Below are 17,447 nucleotides of genomic sequence, written 5' to 3' on the forward strand. Positions count from 1 at the left end.
CAAATTTTATTCTGTTTTAACTTCGCCTCAGTCGCTTCACCAAGAAAATTCCTGTAATTTTGAGCTTCCAAATATGACCAACCATGATCTATAACTCAATAATTGAAACCATCGGAAATACACCGATGATCAGACTTAATAAACTTGCCAAACACATCAAGGGAGATGTACTGGTAAAAGTAGAATACTTTAATCCAGGCAACTCCATGAAAGATCGTATGGCGATCAAAATGGTGGAGGATGCAGAAAAAGCAGGTTTACTCAAGCCCGGCGGAACACTAATTGAAGGTACCAGTGGGAACACCGGAATGGGACTAGCTCTTGCAGCTATTGCAAAAGGCTACAAGTGTATTTTCACCATGGCTGATAAGCAGTCTAAGGAGAAAATAGATATTCTAAAAGCAGTTGGAGCAGAAGTGATAGTTTGTCCAACAAACGTTTCTCCAGAAGATCCAAGATCTTATTATTCAGTTGCTAAGAAATTGAATGAGGATATCCCAAATTCTTTTTACCCAAATCAATATGATAACATGTCCAATACCGCGGCTCATTACGAGACCACTGGACCTGAGATCTGGAATGACACCGATGGGAAAATCACGCATTATGCAGCTGGGGTAGGAACTGGAGGTTCCATGTGCGGAACGGCGATGTATCTGAAAGAGCAGAATCCAAATGTGGTGACTGTGGGAATAGATACTTATGGATCTGTTTTCAAAAAGTATAAGGAGACAGGAGTTTTTGACGAGAAGGAAGTTTACCCATACCTGACAGAGGGAATTGGTGAGGACATTCTTCCAAAGAATGTGAACTTCGATATGATCGATCATTTTGTCAAAGTGACTGACAAAGACTCTGCTGTGATGACGAGAAGATTAGCTAAAGAAGAAGGCTTATTTGTTGGTTGGTCTTGTGGGTCTGCTGTGCATGGCGCGTTGGAGTGGGCAAAAGACAACCTGAAAGAAGGTGATCAGATGGTTATTATTTTGCCAGATCACGGTACTCGATATTTGGGCAAAGTCTATAATGATGAGTGGATGAGAAACCACGGCTTCTTGGAAGACAAGACGTTCTCCACCGCTAGAGATATTATCGCACAGCGAAGTGGTGCTTATACGTTGGTTTCTACTCTGAAAACTGACTCGGTGAAGGATGCAATCGGTTTGATGAATAAGACCAGTGTTTCGCAGATTCCAGTGATGGAGAATGGAGAAGTAGTTGGGTGTCTGACAGACAATAAATTACTTGCCAGAATTATCGATAAGCCAACGCTGAAAGATGCAACGGTTGCGGAAGTGATGGAAGCTTCTATGAAATTCGTAGCGCTTGATAGTACGTTAGATGTACTTTCCTCAATGGTAGAAAAAGAGAAAGCTGTACTCGTACGAGATACCAACAATCAAATCCATATCATTACCAAGCACGATATTTTGGAGGCTTTCACGAAGTAGTTTTGCCACGGGTAATAGATTTTCTATCAGTATCTTGAATTCCGTGAGTTACAGGCGGGAAGACGGGAGACGGGAGACCGAAGAGGCTTCAAATATAGTTTTGAGGCTATTTTGGTCTGCCATCTCCTAATAGAATATCGAGAAGTCTTTCAGCTAGGCGAGAAATAAATAAGGCTTTATACTTACAATAAATAGTCAAGATTTTATATCACTTCTATTTTGCCATTATTACAGAAAACCGATATAATCTAAGGTCAATATTGATTTTGTGGTTGCTTCTGTCTTCGGTCTCCCGTCTTCCAGCCCACAAAACCAACGAGTGCAAACTGAATAGCATCAATGAGGAAAACTATTAAAAAACTAAATGGATCAAGCTAAAATACAGCGAATCATTGATTTGGGAGTAGATTTTGATATAAAAGAAATACTTACAAAAGCTTGGGAGATGTTCAAATCCCGGGCTTTGTTTCACGTGGGTTACATGGTTTTGGTTGGTGCGATTCAGGCTGGTTTCACGTTGTATTTACCTGATTATACCTTTATCTATAGCATCTTGTTAGCTCCTCCAATCGTTTGTGGATTTTACTTGGTAGCCAATCGCCAAAGTCAAAATGAGCACGTTGAATTTCAGAATTATCTTGAAGGGTTCAAGTATTGGTGGAATCTGGTATCAACAAATCTCATTAGCTCTATAGTGATCGTACTTGGAGTTATATGCTTTATCCTTCCTGGCATTTACTTGCTGATTGGCTACATGTTCTGCCTGCTTTTTGTGATTTTTGGAGGTTTTGATTTTTGGACTTCCATGGAGCTTAGCCGCAGATTAGTTCATACGAATTGGCAGAAATTCTTCCTATTTGGACTAGCCTTGTTGGCACTTAATATAGTTGGGTTTCTTTTGTTGATGGTTGGTCTTTTGGTCACTGTTCCTATGACTTACCTGTCGGTTTACATTCTTTTTGAGGACCTAACCATCGATGCGGTGGAGGAGCCGAAAGTGACAGTTATTCATGAGTGAGAAGCATAGCTTCTAGTCTAGATTGGCACTTCTCTGAGAGTTTATTTACAGCTATTTCCGATGGCTTAGGAGGGTAGATCGGGTTAGAAAAATAGATTTTCACTTTGCCCGGACTGATCAAAAACGATCCCTTTTTCATGATTTTATTTGCTCCAATCACCGCTATAGGAAGGATGGGTATACCTGTCTCTACAGCAAGTCGAAACGCACCTGATTTGAATGGCAATAGAGTGGCTTGACTGTCATTTCTCGTTCCTTCTGGTGCAACCACTGCTGATATCCCTTGATTCAGAAAGCTTACTAATTTGCCAATACTTTTTCCCCTAGCTTCGGCATCTGTTCTATCCACCCAGATAGCTACTTTTCCTACTACCCAACCGAAAAATGGAATATTTGATAGTTCCTTTTTACCCAAAGCTCTTACTTGCTGAGGAATAGCAAGCGGGATGATGGCTGCATCCAAAAAAGAGCGATGGTTGAAAATATAGATGTAGGTCTGCGCGCGATCAATAAGGACTCTGTCATGGAATTCGTAGCGTATTCCCGAGCCAAAAGACCAAACCCTTGCCCAAACGCGAATGAGGAAAAATGAGACTTTGCCACCCGCTGGGCCAATACTTAAAGGAATTACGATAAAAAGCCCAAGTATCAACAGTAGCACGAAGAATAGTAGGATGGAGTAAATGGTAAATAGTATGTGGATGATTTTTATCATTCGGGATAATTAGTATTTTTGGAGGTAATATAATCTTCACTCTTTGCTTGCAGGAGCCTTCGATCAATCGGGGGCTCTTTTTTTTTGGATGCTTCGCAAAATATAGAGAGATTTTTGGGGGAAATTGTTTTTGACAGTTCATTGCCTATCTTAGCATCACGAAATGATTTTAAACATTATTTCTAAAGATTAAAATGAATCCAACCCCAAGAACCTTTGTACATCATTCTCACTACCATCTTTGTTGAAGGAGTAGGATAACTATGGTTTTTTGGTAAAAAGAATATAGAGGCCTACTCCTAATCGGGGTAGGCTTTTTTTGTATCGATTTCCTATATGCTGTTTCTCCAGAAGCAGTATCCAAAGAGTTTATAATCGTCCAACTTCTGGACAAGCAGGACAACATAAGTAGAACATAAGAGTTACCAGAATACAGATATATACCCAAATACCATGAGCACAAAACAAAAAAACTGGGTCTTCAGTGACCAACGATTGCAACATCTGAGGCAAGAGTATGAAAATTACACTAAGGAAGATTTCGGTGTTTGGAAAATTCTCTTCGAGCGACAGATGCCAAATCTACCCAAGGCTGCTTCTGTAGCCTATTTGGAAGGTGTGGAACTAGTTAAGTTCTCAGCGGATAGAATCGCCAATTTTGAAGAATTGAATAAGGTTTTGATGGAAACTACTGGTTGGGAAGTACAGGTAGTTCCAGGGCTTATAGATGATGATCTATTCTTTGGCTTGTTGAATAATAGAAAGTTTCCTTCCTCGACTTGGCTTCGCACGATGGAACAGCTCGATTATTTGGAGGAACCAGACATGTTTCATGATGCATTTGCTCACATGCCGCTTCTGACTAATCAGCCTTATGTGGACTTTCTGGAAAACCTTTCTGGAATCGCACTGAAGCATATTGACAACCCTTATGCAGTTCAGTTGCTAAGCAGAATTTACTGGTTTACGATTGAGTTTGGTCTTATTCGAGAAGATGGAGAGTTAAAAATATACGGTGCGGGGATCCTAAGTTCGGCTGGAGAGACTAAATTCAGCCTTTCAAATGAACCGGCGCATCTGGAATACGATGTGCGAAAAATAATGAACCAGGAATACTGGAAAGATCGCTTTCAGGATAAGTACTTTGTGATCGAGAGTTACGAGCAACTTTATGAGTCATTGCCTGAAATAGAGGAAGTGCTGGAGGAGATGTTGATGAAGGATGAGAAGTAAGTAGTAGTAGGTGAGAGTTAATAGGTGAAAAGTAGGAAGTGAAAATATAAATGTAGGATGACGGATGTCCGATGCTGGGTGTTTACATCGGGCATCGGACATCTAACACCCGACAACAAAATGAAAATAGCAGTAATCAAATATAATTCCGGCAATGTGCAGTCGGTTCTCTACGCTTTGGAAAGGCTAGGGGCTGATGCAGAACTGACGGATGATCCGGAACTCATCCGAGCCGCAGATAAAGTGATATTTCCCGGTCAAGGCGAGGCAAGTTCTGCCATGAGGTACTTGAAAGAACGGAAGCTTGATCAAGTGATCTCTGATATCAAACAACCTTTTCTTGGTGTTTGCCTGGGTTTGCAGTTGCTTTGCGAACATACTGAGGAAAATGATACGGAATGTTTGGGAATCTTTCCTGTGAAAGTAAAACGCTTTGTGCCTGAGAACTCCCAAGAATTTAAGGTTCCTCATGTAGGTTGGAATGAATTGGAGAATCTTGCTGATAATCCAATATTGAAAGACCTACCCGCAAATCCTTTTGTGTATTACGTCCATAGCTTTTATGCTGAGTTGAGCGAGTTCACAATTGCCCAAACTCATTATATTCATGATTTCTCAGGGATTCTACATCGGGATAATTATTATGCCATTCAGGCACATCCGGAGAAAAGTGGTTTAGTAGGGGAGAAGATATTGGAGAATTTTCTAAGCCTATAATTCAAGTTATTTACGATTTATGAAGTACGATTTACGAGCTTATTCGGAACTTCAAATGAAATCTTCAAAGGTTTACCTAATTGAATTGACGATTGAAGTTCATTTTGATGTCGTAATTCAAAAATCGTAAATCGTAATTTTCCAATCTTTCAATTTTCAAATTTTCCAATTCAAAAAATGCAAATCATCCCAGCAATCGACCTCATCGGAGGCAAATGTGTCCGACTTAGTCAGGGCGATTACAGCAGTAAAAAAGAATACCATGACGATCCATTGGAAATGGCTAAGCGCTTTGAAGGAGTTGGGATTCGACGCTTACATTTAGTAGATCTTGATGGTGCCAAAGCTAAAAAGATCGTGAATGCAGAAGTTTTGGAGCGTATTTGTGCCGGAACTTCTCTGCATGTTGACTTTGGTGGAGGTATTCAGGCGGACGAGGAAATCGAGAAGGCATTCAGCTTGGGAGCCAATCAAGTGACTGGGGGAAGTATAGCGGTAAAAAATCCTGTACTGTTTGAAGCTTGGATTGCGAAGTACGGTTCGGAGAAAATCATCCTTGGGGCTGATGCTAAAAACAAGAAAATAGCTGTTGGAGGTTGGGAGGAAACTACCTCGGTGGATTTGATCCCTTTTATCAAAGACTACGTAGCCAAAGGAATTAGCTATGTGATTTGCACTGATGTAGCTAAAGACGGTTTGCTTCAAGGAGCTTCTGTTGATTTATATAAGGAAATTTTACAAGAAATTCCTGGCGTGAAATTGATCGCAAGTGGTGGAGTTTCTTCGGTTGCAGACTTGGAAGAGTTGGAGAAAATCGGTGTGTGTGGGACGATTGTAGGGAAGGCGTACTATGAGGGGAGAGTTACGTTGGAGGAATTAGCAGCGTTTGGGTGATTTGCAAATTACGATTTACGATTTTGGATTTACGAGATTTAGCTGAACTTCAATCGTCATTACATTCTGAGATCTGATTATAAGCTAATCTGACAGCAGAAAAACAATCAAAAGAATAGTTGATTTTCGCAACTAAAACCGCAGAATTCCATGATTAGCTCCGAAGGAGCCAAACTATTCATGACCCTGTACGAAGTGCAGGGTAAAGGGATTCGATATCATTTCGAGCCCTGAAAGGGCGAAACTTTAAAGTGGCACTCCTTCGGGGCTTATTAACCAAGTGTTTTCCTTACCCCCGGCAATGCCGAGGGTTATGAATGGTCTTAATCCTTCGGATCTTCTTCGTTATAGAATATTTGGCTACTGGTGGATCATTGCGTATAATCATATTCTGAAAAAAAAATGAAAAGCTAAATTTTCTAAAATGGTTGACACTTCAATTGTACCCGTAAATCCAATATCGTAAATCGTAATTAATAATAATGAATGAAGAATGTCGAATAATGAATAATGAAGTTTTGAATACAATACCATGTTAACCAAAAGAATAATCCCCTGTCTGGATATAAAAGATGGTCGTACAGTGAAAGGAGTGAACTTTGTAGAACTTCGGGATGCTGGTGATCCAGTGGAGTTAGCGAAAATCTACTCAGACGAAGGCGCTGACGAATTGGTGTTTTTGGATATCACTGCTACGGTGGACAAGCGTAAGACCTTAGCCGAACTGGTAACAAAAGTGGCTAAAGCTATCAATATCCCATTTACTGTTGGTGGAGGGATATCGACTATAGAGGATGTCAAATTCCTTTTGGCTGCTGGTGCGGATAAAATTTCCATCAATTCGGCCGCTGTCCACAACCCCCAAATCATCAATGATATGGCTGCTGAATTCGGTTCGCAGTGTATCGTGGTAGCGATCGATACCAGAAATGTAGATGGAATTGACTTTGTTCATACGCATGGAGGCAGAAAAGCTACCTTGCTGAGAACTCAAGCTTGGGCTCATGAAGTTTGCGATCGAGGAGCTGGAGAGATCTTATTGACGTCAATGGATCATGATGGCACTAAGGCTGGATTCTTCAATGAGCTTTTGGCGGAGATTTCTTCCGCACTATCGATTCCGGTAATTGCCTCTGGTGGAGCAGGAAGTATGGAACATTTCAAAGATGTGTTTACCTTCGGGAAAGCAGATGCGGCCTTGGCGGCAAGTATTTTTCACTTTAAGGAAATAGGCATTCCTGAGTTAAAAGGATATTTGGGTAATGAGGGAGTGAGTATTAGGAAGTAACCTTTGAGGTTTTTTTAAACCTCGAAGGTTTCGATAGAAAATGTAGAATGACTTAAAAATCTCCTCGAAGGTTTAATAAGTGAGTAGTAGATTTTGCTAAGCGTTGAATTTAAAGTAAGTAGATATATAAAGATAAAACCTTCGGGGTTTAGAAACCCCAAAGGTTAGGAATTAGGATACAAAACCTTCGAGGTTTTGAAAACCTCAAAGGTTATCATAGACATGAATATAGATTTTAAGAAAATGGATGGTTTGGTGCCGGCAATTGTGCAGGATGCGATCAGCGGAAAAGTACTGATGCAGGGCTATATGAATGAAGAAGCTGTAGCAAAAACCAAAGAATCCGGGATGGTGACTTTCTTTAGCCGAAGCAAAAACAGACTTTGGACGAAAGGCGAGACTTCTGGCAATTTTATGGAGTTGGTAAGCATGGCTTCGGATTGTGATGATGATGCGATTTTGATCAAAGCCAATCCTCGCGGACCAGTTTGCCATACAGGTTCAGATACCTGCTTTGATGAGGTAAATTCCTCCAAAACTGGTTTTATCGATCAATTGAGAGCTATCATTAAGGATAGGAAAAACAATCCTACAGACACTTCTTATACCGCTTCACTTTTTGCCAAAGGCATCAATAAAGTAGCTCAGAAAGTCGGAGAGGAAGCGATAGAGATTGTGATCGAAGCTAAGGATGACAATAAGGAATTGTTTATGGGTGAAGCGGCAGATTTGTTTTACCACTATTTAGTGTTGCTGGAAGCAAAAGGCTATGAGCTGGATGAGGTGATGGATGTGCTGATCGATAGGCATAAAAAAAAGTAAGCATACTTACTGGTCGTTGTTGATAAAGGCCAGCTTGGTAAAGGTTATAAAAGCTCTAGGGTTGAAGATATTTCAACCCTTTTTCTTTGTGCTAAGTAGAATTCCTTAACTTTTTATTTCATTCCCTAGATCGAGATAGTTACAGATATGATTATCCGCAATGATGCCAGTCCCCAAAATTTCTTTGCTTATCGGGCAGGTAGACCGATGACGTCCCGATAATTCTAGGGAGATCGAAGAAGCGATTTCGCTAGGTTTTACCGGATTCTATGTCGCCTTAAACATTTACTTTTACAATATCGGCTATACATAATTACATAAATCGATAAGCACAATATTCACTTAAAAGTGCTTTTTAAACTATTAGAATTTTCAGCTTATGAAAAACAAGTACGTAGACATCCATAATCCTGTATTTTTCCCAGCGGTCATTTTGCTGGTTGTATTTATGGCGGTTACGATACTAGTCGGCGATCCCATGCTAGTGTTGTTCGATACTTTCAAAACATTTGTTACAGAAAAGACGGGATGGCTATTCATTTTAGCTGTTAACTTTTTTATAATTTTCTGCCTTTATCTGGGCTTTAGCAAATATGGTTCGATACGATTGGGAGGGAAAGATGCCAAGCCTGATTTCTCTACCTCTGCATGGTTTGCTATGCTGTTCAGCGCAGGAATGGGGATTGGACTGCTTTTCTACGGTGTAGCAGAGCCTGTTTCGCATTATGCAAAACCTCCTGTAGGGGATCCTTTTACAGTAGAATCTGCTCAGCAGGCGATGAACTTTACTTTTCTACATTGGGGAATTCACGCTTGGGCAATATATGCGGTTGTCGCCCTATCGCTAGCTTTCTTTGCCTTCAATAGAAATATGCCTTTGACTATCAGATCGGTTTTCTACCCTTTATTGGGTGATAGAATTCACGGATGGATGGGAGATGTAATTGATGTTTTCTCTGTTATGGCAACAATTTTTGGATTGGCCACATCTCTAGGAGTCGGAGTCCGGCAAGTTAGTGGTGGACTTTCACATGTCTTTGGTACCCCAAATAATGTATGGGTTCAAGTAGCCTTAATTGCAGGAATCACTGCCGTAGCTACCATATCGGTCGTATCGGGAGTAGATAAAGGGGTGAAGTTCCTAAGTGAATGGAACGTGCGAATTGCAGGGTTACTCTTATTATTCGTGTTGATTTTCGGCCCAAGCCTTTTTGTGTTTAAGTCATTTATACAAAATATGGGTGTTTATGCCAATGAACTGGTAGAATTGTCAACTTGGACTGAAGCTTTTGTAAATAAAGAATGGCAGGGAGACTGGACGGTGTTTTATTGGGCTTGGTGGATATCCTGGTCACCTTTTGTAGGAATGTTCATTGCCCGAATTTCAAAAGGAAGAACTATTCGTGAGTTTATATTTGGGGTTTTGTTAGCACCAAGTATTTTGACTTTCTTCTGGATGACGACTTTAGGCGGTTCTGCTATCTTTTTGGACATGCAGGACACCTTAGCTGGCGGAAATCACGAATTTGCTAAGGCGATCATATCTGACGAATCCACCGCCTTGTTTGTCTTTCTAGAGAAATTTCCATTGAGAATGGTAGGCTCTGTTTTAGGGATTTTATTGGTGGCAAGTTTCTTTGTTACTTCAGCCGATTCAGGTTCTTTGGTGATCGATAGCATTACTTCAGGAGGAAAATTAAACACACCTACACTTCAGCGCGTATTTTGGGCAACCACCGAAGGAGCTGTAGCAGCAGTTCTGTTAATCGGAGGTGGTCTCACTGCATTGCAGACGGCGACTATTTCTACAGGCTTGCCCTTTCTGGTGATATTAACAGTCATGTGCTATTCGCTACTGAAAGGCGTGAAAAAGGAATATGCTATGGAGAAGCAACTGGCAGATGATATTGACCAAAAATCCTATGCCAACCGCCTGACCAAAGTAATAATGAAGCAAATCGATAAAGATAAAAAGCCATGAAGCCATTAAAGAACATTGGAATTTTTCTGGATCTAAGCGAGACCGATGAGTTTCTATTGAACTATTTCAAAAAGCTGGATGACGTATTTGAATTTGATTCACTCACGTTAATACATTTTGTAGCCTTAGACAGCGATTCTGCAGATCTAGCAGCTTTGACTCAGCAGCTCCCCAAGCCACTTGAGGAAGTCTTGGAAGATGAGGTTATGGAGTTAGTCGAAAAAGTTTTTGGTGGTAAGAAATCCAGTATTCACATTAAAATAGCTCTGGGTGGAAAATTGGATGCACTCATCAAGTGGGTGGATTCGCAGACTTTCAATATGTTGGTGCTCGGGAAAAAAGCCAAGGAAGAAGGTACGGGCGTATTTAGCAGCAAAGTAATTCGACTGACTGACTCTGATTGCTTGTTTGTGCCGGAAGGTGCCAAGACAGAATTTAAAAGCATCGTATTGGCGCTGGATTTTTCAGACTATTCAGAGAAGGTAATTGTGCGAGGCTTGAACTTGTCTAAGAATCTTTTTTCGAAATTGATGCCTGTACATGTGCTTAAAGCTGGTTTTCAGTATTTCCCCTATTTCAAAAATCAGGAGGAATACCAAAAAAGGCTACGCACCAAAGCAGAAGCTACTTATAAAAAGATTCAAAAGAAGGCAGGCTTGGATGAGGAATTGATTTGCATAGAAGATAGCGGAAATCATATCAGTCGATCTATACATGATTTTGCTGCTATGCAAGAAGCTAATTTGATCATTATCGGAAATAAAGGGATTGCCGATGAAGATGATCTACTGATAGGAAGTGTGGCTGAACGATTAATCTCAGCTGAACGAAAAGTGCCATTATTGATAGTGAAACCTAATTGACCAATATCAACACAATATTGACCGAGATCTCTAATGATAAATGTTACCGCCTATATTAAGCTTAAAATTTAGCAACAACTAGTTTATGAAATATAAGAACACCCTAACAGTCCTCTTGTTTTTGCTCGCTATGTTGCCAGCAATTGCACAAGAAAAAAACTACTACCAAACCGATTTCACAAAAGAAGAATTTGCCACCAGACGAGCAAAGATTTTTGAAGCGATAGGCAATCAATCTATCGCGGTGATTCAAGGCTCAGGTGGAATCCCAGGAGTGAGCTTATTTCGACAGTCTAATTCCTTTTATTATCTGACAGGATTAGAATCCCCTCATTCGTACTTATTACTAAATGGGAAAAATAAGCAAGCGACGCTCTACCTAACTCACAGAGATGAGGGTGCCGAGAGAAGTCAGGGGAAGGTGCTGTCAGCAGAAGATGCTGAATTGGTACAGGAACTGACTGGCGTCGATCTGGTAAAGGGAATTGAAGATCTAGCTAGAGATTTGTCTGGGTCTGGGTTGATAAGGCCTCCGGCTCCATCGTTATACACAGAATTTAGCCCGGTTGAAAGTGGAAATGATAGTCGTGACGAGCTTCTAGCTAAGCAGATTATGGCCTCGTCGGATCCTTGGGATGGGTCAGCTTCTCGTGAAGCAGATTTTATCCAAAAGCTTACTTCTCGCTTTCCTCAATTTGAGATAAAAAACTTGTCGCCAATCCTAGATGGAATGCGCTTGATCAAAAGTGAAAGAGAGATTGAGATTATCAGAGAAGCAACTCAGATCGCAGGTTTGGCGATCATCGAAGCGATGAAAGCGACACAAGCTGGAGTCTATGAATATCAGTTAGGCGCTGTGGCAAAGTACATATTTTCCCTTCATGGTTCCATGGGCGATTCTTACCCTGCGATCATCGGTGGAGGTACAAACGCATATATGGGGCATTATTTCCAAAAGACAGATAAGCTAGTAGATGGAGATTTGGTGCTTATGGACTATGCGCCTGATTACAAGTATTACTCGAGCGATGTGACTCGTATCTGGCCAGTGAATGGCAAATTCACGGAAGAGCAGCGTGCATTGTATGACTTTATCATTGAATACCGAGATGCGCTTTTTCGATACATCAAACCTGGTGTGACTTCTAATGAAGTGCTTGACCGAGCTGCAACAGATATGAAAGCGTATATGGTTGGAAAGTCTTTCGTGAAGGCAGCCCACCTAAAAGCAGTAGAAGAGGGAATCAAGTTTCGCGGTCATTTTCAGCATCCTGTGGGAATGATTGTGCATGATGTGGGTCAAGTTCATGGTGTGAAATTACAGCCTGGAATGGTCTTCACGATAGATCCAATGATCTGGATTCGTGAAGAAAGACTTTACATTCGCGTAGAGGATGTGGCCTTAGTTACCGAAGATGGTGTAGAAAATATGAGTGCCTTTGTGCCCTCCAGCATCGAGGATATTGAAAAAACTATTTCAGAAAAAGGTCTTATTGATTTTTTACCAGCTACTAAACTTCCATTGAAATGAGTTATTTCAAATACGGATTGCTAATTTTTTCCTTTCTGCTTGTTAGTGTTACCAGCGCTTTTGCGGATAAATATCCCAAAAATCTAAAGGTTGATGTGTTGAATTACCTGTTTAACATTGATTTGTCAGATACGAGTGATGAGATCAAAGTCGACATGACTGTGGATGTTCGCTACCTGGGTGCCGGTGTGGACTATCTTAGGCTGGATTTGACAAAAGCTTCTGCAGCACTTGAGAATAAAGGAATGACAGTTCACCAAGTTAAACTTGGTGAGCACAAATTGGTTTTTACGCACGAGGATGACGCGTTGAAAATCAAGCTTCCTGTAGTATCCACTATGAATCAAAGAGCTCAATACACAATTACCTACTCGGGAATTCCTGCTACAGGGCTCAAGATTGCGAATAATAAGCATGGTGATCGCACTTTCTTCAGTGATAACTGGCCCGACAAAGCGCGAAATTGGTTGGCGGTAGTAGATCATCCTTATGATAAAGCTACGAGTGAGTTCGTGGTGACAGCGCCAGATCATTACCAAGTAGTGTCCAATGGACTGAGGGTCGAAGAAACGAATCTAGGAAATGGGAATCGTTTGACGCATTGGAAGCAGTCCATTCCGATTGCATCTTGGTTATATGTGCTTGGAGTAGCCGAATTTGCGATGCAACATGTAGATAATTTTGAAGGAAAAGCTATTGAGACGTGGGTTTATCGTCAGGATAGAGATGCAGGATTTTATGATTTTGCAGAGCCTACCAAAAAAGCACTTGAATTCTACAGTGATTATGTAGGTCCTTTTTCCTATGAGAAACTAGCGAATATTCAATCTAATAGTGTAAGTGGCGGAATGGAAGCAGCTTCAGCGATTTTGTATTCTGAAGGATCAGTAGTAGGAGATAGAAATGAGCGCTGGAGAAATGTGGTTATTCACGAGATTGCCCACCAATGGTTTGGTAATGCTGTGACTGAGCACGATTGGGATGATGTATGGCTGAGCGAAGGGTTTGCTACTTACTTCACATCGCTGTTTATCGAGCATCATTACGGACAAGATGCTTTCAAAGAGCAAATGTCATCGAGTAAGAAGCGTGTCGACTCTTTCCATGCCGAAAACCCAGGATATACAATTATTCATGACAACTTGGAAGATATGAGTAAGGTGACTACTTCTCAAACTTATCATAAGGGATCATGGGTTTTGCATATGCTACGTGGCCAGCTTGGCAATGAGGTTTTCTGGAAAGGTATCCGAAATTACTATGCGAAATACCAAGATTTAAATGCAACCACAGCTGATTTCAGAAGAGAAATGGAAGAAGTGTCAGGTATGGATCTTGGAGCATTTTTTGAGCAATGGCTGTACAAGCCGGGAGCTCTTATTTTGGATGGATCATGGACTTACGATAAGAATAAAAAAGCAGTTAACATCTCACTGAATCAAACTCAAGAGGATGGCAGTTTATTCGAAATGCCTATTCAGGTCGCTATTTATCAGTCTGAAGATAAAAAACCTCTGCTTGCTACGTTTACAATTGATAAAGAGAAAAATACATTGTCTCTTCCAGTTGACTTTGAACCTACAAAAGTGTTGTTGGATCCAGATTCGTGGGTTTTGATGGAATCTACCTTTCAGAAGAAAAAGTAAGAATAGTTTTAACAGCAGAGCACCCAGAGAATAATGCAGAGGAAGCATTGTAAAAATTGTCCTGCTTCTCCAGAAGCAGGATTTTTTTAATGCTAATCATTCTTTTTAAATGAACATCTAACTCAGAATACTTTTCAATAAGCAGGAAACTCCTGTTTCAATCCTTTGAACTGATCGATCATTTCCCATTTGGGTCTATAGAAGGTATTTAGAATTCTGCCGCCAACCGAACCATTTTCTAGGACATTAAGAGCAGCAGCTAGGCGAAGATCATTTTGATTTCCCCAGTCAAATTGTGGTGTGTCACCTACAGCAAAGTCAGCTGGAAATCCATCGAAGTAGTCTGCTTTCCCTTCCGAATTTGCAATAGCAAAAGTGATGGGTACTAACTCTACATTATTATTCTTGAGGGTACTGTTAAAGCTGGAAAGTGGAAATGAACCCACCGGCTTTCCAAAGGTATTGTCACCGACTAAAGTGATGGCTATATAAGGATCCAGTGAATTGATTACTAATTCCGATGCAGAGGCTGTTCCTCTAGATGTAATAAAAATCAGCTTGTCCAAGTTTAGGTTTCCCAGCTTTTTGAAGTTCACGCTTTTTTGAGTTTCCGCTTTAAGGGAATTCAGCTTGTTAGTGTACATCAGTTTATTGGTGTTAGCAGCTTGGATGATGTAGTTGTTAATTTGTTCAGCTACGGCAACAGATCCTCCGCCATTGTAACGGAGATCTATGATCAGTTTCTGTATTCCAGCAGCTTCGAAAAACTTCATAGATTCATCCACTTCCAAACTTTTGGTGGGGGATTGGCCAGCTGTAGCTTTGAAACTTTGATAGACCCAGTAACCAACTTTTTTGCCAGCTAAGTCAATGACTTCCTGATGCAACACTGAGTTTGACTGATATTCAGCCTTTACATTGGTACGCATGGTAATGGTGCCGTCAGGTAATTTGAAACTAAAGGAGTTGCTTATGCCGGGATCAGCAGCTCCTAGCTGAAAATCATATCCTCCCGTGCTGGTTTTATATTGAGCGATTGCTTTTCCGTTTATTCCAGTGATCTCCCAACCTCGTTTCCAGCCATCTTTTCCCGCAGGGGAATCATCGTAGACAAATGTTAAATACAATCTTTCCGTAGCATCAAAGGCGAATCCAAAGCCGTGACCTGCATTTCTTCCGACAAACGCGTTGTTGAAGGCTTCCTGGGTTGTTAGATAAGAAAATCGATCTAGGGGTTTGAATTTAAGGGCTTCAAGGAAGTCTTCATTGGTGGAAAAATCAGCAGTATTCAAGTTAGCCGGTAGTTCCTTGTTCCAGAAGTACCATTCTTGCATGGCTTCAAAAATTGCACCTTTCACTTTGTCAGATTGTGGATCGGGAATGATCTCTTCCTTAGGGTCACAAGACCAGATGAGAACTAGTAACAATCCGAAAATCCACTTTGAGTTGTTCATATATTCAGGCTTAGCTGTAACTAACTACGAGTGAAAGGTGCTTTTAGATGTATTAGATGGCGATGTCGTATACTTGGACTTTTTTCCACATGTGAGAATACTTCTCAATAAACTCCAAATGAAGCGGATCTGTTTGATAAACCAATTGATCTTCTAAGCTATCAAAGAAAGCCGTACAGGAGACTTGAAAGCTATGGTCGACCACTTCTCTGTCCTCTGTTGCCGCGGGAGTGCCAGCGATAAATTTGCCCACGGTCTTACATCTGCCTAACATAGGCACTGCTTCGTTGAGGAATTCTTTTGTATTGGCGGTGTCGTGTAGCCAGAAGTATACTTGATGAATCATTTTTTGTTTTGCCATATCTTTAGCGATTGCGGTTATAGGTAGGACAGCGGTAGCACTCGCCACGCCGATGGTTTTGATAAATTGTCTTCTTGATTTCATGAAAATATATTATTGGTATGAGGCTTTTATTGGCTTTTACTAACGGACAAAAATCAGGATTAACTGTGATTCTAAAGATAAAAATTTAAATTACTTTTAGATAATCAGGCAGTTTTTAGCTTTCATTTTAAATCTCAACTCTCTTTTTTTCAATAAACCATCAGACGATGAAATATAGAAGCTTAGGTAAGACCGATTGGGAAGTAGCTGAAATAGGTCTAGGGACATGGCAAATAGGAGGTGGTTGGGGAAATCCCTTTAACCCTAAAATTGCTTCAGAAATACTACATAAGGCATTCGATAAGGGTGTGAATTTTGTTGATACTGCAGATGTATATGATGCTGGGGCAAGTGAAGCTGCGGTAGGTAAAGCTGTGAGAGAAAGATCTGAAAAGATCTATGTAGCAACCAAATGCGGAAGAAGGATTCATCCGCACATAGACGAAACCTACTCCGTAGAGAAACTACGTCGTCATGTGGAAGACAGTCTTCGCAATACGGGGCTGAATCGGTTGGATTTAATCCAATTGCATTGCCCACCGACTTCGGTGTATCAACGAGATGAGATTTTCGGATTGTTTGAAAAGCTGAAGACTGAAGGTAAAATCGCTGCTATGGGAGTAAGTGTGGAGCAGGTGGAGGAGGCCAAATCTGCAATGGAATATGAGATTGTTTCCTGTGTTCAGGTGATTTTTAATATGTTTCGGCAGAAGCCTGCAGAAGAGCTTTTTGGTATTGCTGCCGCAAAAAATGTCGGATTAATTATCCGTGTTCCCTTGGCTAGTGGTTTGCTTTCAGGAAAAATCACAAAAGACACTAATTTTTGTCATGATGATCACAGGTTTTTTAACCGGGAAGGGAAGGCTTTTGATAAAGGAGAGACCTTTTCAGGCGTGCCGTTGGTTAAAGCATTTCCGGCAGTAGAGGAATTGCGGGAGATTTTCAAAGGTGACGGAGCTTTGGCTGCGATAGCCCTTCGCTGGATTTTGATGTACGATGAGGTAAGTGTTGTAATCCCCGGAGCATCGAAAGCATCACAATTGGAAGCGAATGTATTAGCTGGGGAACTAGCACGTTTGTCAGACGAGCAAATGAAGGGAGTTAAATCTATCTATGATAAATACATCCGTGAGGAAGTTCATGGGCAGTGGTAAACTGGAGAAGGCTACAGCGGAAGGTAAGTTTCAAGAGATATGGATCTTATATTATTATTGTTCTTTAAAACCCGAACAGCGGCAAGAGTATCACTCGTCATTTCTTAATTCCAATGCATTTCTCATGTTAAGAAACTACGGAGAAACTAAACTATTAATAATTCTCCTTCACGGTTTTAGTTTTTGGATTCTCACTCTATTGCCCTAGCAAATAGACCTGCGCCTAGTTATGACA

15 protein-coding genes are annotated in these 17,447 nt (G+C 40.8%); 12 read left to right on the forward strand and 3 right to left on the reverse strand.

Annotated elements, in window-relative coordinates; genetic code table 11:
- The first annotated feature begins 83 nt into the window (after positions 1 to 83).
- Both BVH02_RS06930 and BVH02_RS06935 read left to right on the forward strand, forming a co-directional pair.
- The gene (locus tag BVH02_RS06930; protein ID WP_086500557.1) at positions 84 to 1,451 is read left to right on the forward strand and encodes a pyridoxal-phosphate dependent enzyme; all 1,368 of its coding nucleotides are present in this window, start codon (positions 84 to 86) and stop codon (positions 1,449 to 1,451) included.
- 364 nt (positions 1,452 to 1,815) lie between these two features.
- Positions 1,816 to 2,469: a hypothetical protein gene (locus tag BVH02_RS06935; protein ID WP_086500559.1), complete on the forward strand. Its 654-nt coding sequence runs from the start codon at positions 1,816 to 1,818 to the stop codon at positions 2,467 to 2,469.
- On the opposite strand, the gene BVH02_RS06940 is transcribed toward BVH02_RS06935, so the two are convergent.
- Entirely contained in the window at positions 2,456 to 3,184 is a 729-nt protein-coding gene (locus BVH02_RS06940; protein ID WP_317045418.1) for a lysophospholipid acyltransferase family protein, read from the reverse strand. The two genes, BVH02_RS06935 and BVH02_RS06940, sit on opposite strands and share 14 nt — an antisense overlap.
- Before the next feature lie 453 nt (positions 3,185 to 3,637).
- On the opposite strand from BVH02_RS06940, the gene BVH02_RS06945 reads away from it, so the two are divergent.
- From BVH02_RS06945 to BVH02_RS06985, 9 genes are all read left to right on the forward strand, one after another.
- A complete protein-coding gene (locus BVH02_RS06945; RefSeq protein ID WP_086500562.1) occupies positions 3,638 to 4,417 on the forward strand; it encodes a phenylalanine 4-monooxygenase in 780 nt (259 codons plus the stop codon).
- A gap of 120 nt (positions 4,418 to 4,537) precedes the next feature.
- Positions 4,538 to 5,134: an imidazole glycerol phosphate synthase subunit HisH gene (gene hisH, locus BVH02_RS06950; RefSeq protein ID WP_086500565.1), complete on the forward strand. Its 597-nt coding sequence runs from the start codon at positions 4,538 to 4,540 to the stop codon at positions 5,132 to 5,134.
- A 177-nt stretch (positions 5,135 to 5,311) separates the two neighbouring features.
- Positions 5,312 to 6,028, forward strand: coding sequence for a 1-(5-phosphoribosyl)-5-[(5-phosphoribosylamino)methylideneamino]imidazole-4-carboxamide isomerase (gene hisA / locus BVH02_RS06955; protein ID WP_086500568.1), 717 nt, complete (start codon positions 5,312 to 5,314; stop codon positions 6,026 to 6,028).
- A 532-nt stretch (positions 6,029 to 6,560) separates the two neighbouring features.
- Positions 6,561 to 7,316: an imidazole glycerol phosphate synthase subunit HisF gene (hisF, locus tag BVH02_RS06960; RefSeq protein WP_086500571.1), complete on the forward strand. Its 756-nt coding sequence runs from the start codon at positions 6,561 to 6,563 to the stop codon at positions 7,314 to 7,316.
- Between the two features lie 222 nt (positions 7,317 to 7,538).
- Positions 7,539 to 8,138, forward strand: a complete 600-nt coding sequence (gene hisIE / locus BVH02_RS06965) for a bifunctional phosphoribosyl-AMP cyclohydrolase/phosphoribosyl-ATP diphosphatase HisIE (protein WP_394363981.1) — start codon at positions 7,539 to 7,541, stop codon at positions 8,136 to 8,138.
- 379 nt (positions 8,139 to 8,517) lie between these two features.
- A complete protein-coding gene (locus BVH02_RS06970; protein WP_086500574.1) occupies positions 8,518 to 10,119 on the forward strand; it encodes a BCCT family transporter in 1,602 nt (533 codons plus the stop codon).
- Positions 10,116 to 10,982, forward strand: coding sequence for a universal stress protein (locus BVH02_RS06975; RefSeq protein ID WP_086500576.1), 867 nt, complete (start codon positions 10,116 to 10,118; stop codon positions 10,980 to 10,982). Before BVH02_RS06970 ends, BVH02_RS06975 begins: the two co-directional genes overlap by 4 nt.
- A gap of 85 nt (positions 10,983 to 11,067) precedes the next feature.
- Positions 11,068 to 12,513, forward strand: a complete 1,446-nt coding sequence (locus BVH02_RS06980; protein WP_086500578.1) for a M24 family metallopeptidase — start codon at positions 11,068 to 11,070, stop codon at positions 12,511 to 12,513.
- Positions 12,510 to 14,159 (forward strand): M1 family metallopeptidase, encoded by a 1,650-nt coding sequence (locus BVH02_RS06985; protein ID WP_086500580.1) that lies wholly within the window; start codon positions 12,510 to 12,512, stop codon positions 14,157 to 14,159. The genes BVH02_RS06980 and BVH02_RS06985 overlap by 4 nt, the downstream gene beginning before the upstream one ends.
- Positions 14,160 to 14,293: 134 nt before the next feature.
- Here the strand turns inward: BVH02_RS06985 and BVH02_RS06990 are convergent, their stop codons facing one another.
- Positions 14,294 to 15,613 (reverse strand): S41 family peptidase, encoded by a 1,320-nt coding sequence (locus BVH02_RS06990; protein WP_086500585.1) that lies wholly within the window; start codon positions 15,611 to 15,613, stop codon positions 14,294 to 14,296.
- Between the two features lie 52 nt (positions 15,614 to 15,665).
- Complete coding sequence (locus BVH02_RS06995) at positions 15,666 to 15,974, reverse strand: Dabb family protein (RefSeq protein WP_223271825.1); 309 nt, start codon at positions 15,972 to 15,974, stop codon at positions 15,666 to 15,668.
- A 251-nt stretch (positions 15,975 to 16,225) separates the two neighbouring features.
- On the opposite strand from BVH02_RS06995, the gene BVH02_RS07000 reads away from it, so the two are divergent.
- Positions 16,226 to 17,212, forward strand: a complete 987-nt coding sequence (locus BVH02_RS07000) for an aldo/keto reductase (protein WP_086500589.1) — start codon at positions 16,226 to 16,228, stop codon at positions 17,210 to 17,212.
- The last annotated feature ends 235 nt before the right edge of the window (positions 17,213 to 17,447 follow it).

The sequence above is a fragment of the Algoriphagus ratkowskyi genome, assembly GCF_002150505.1.
Taxonomy (GTDB): domain Bacteria; phylum Bacteroidota; class Bacteroidia; order Cytophagales; family Cyclobacteriaceae; genus Algoriphagus; species Algoriphagus ratkowskyi.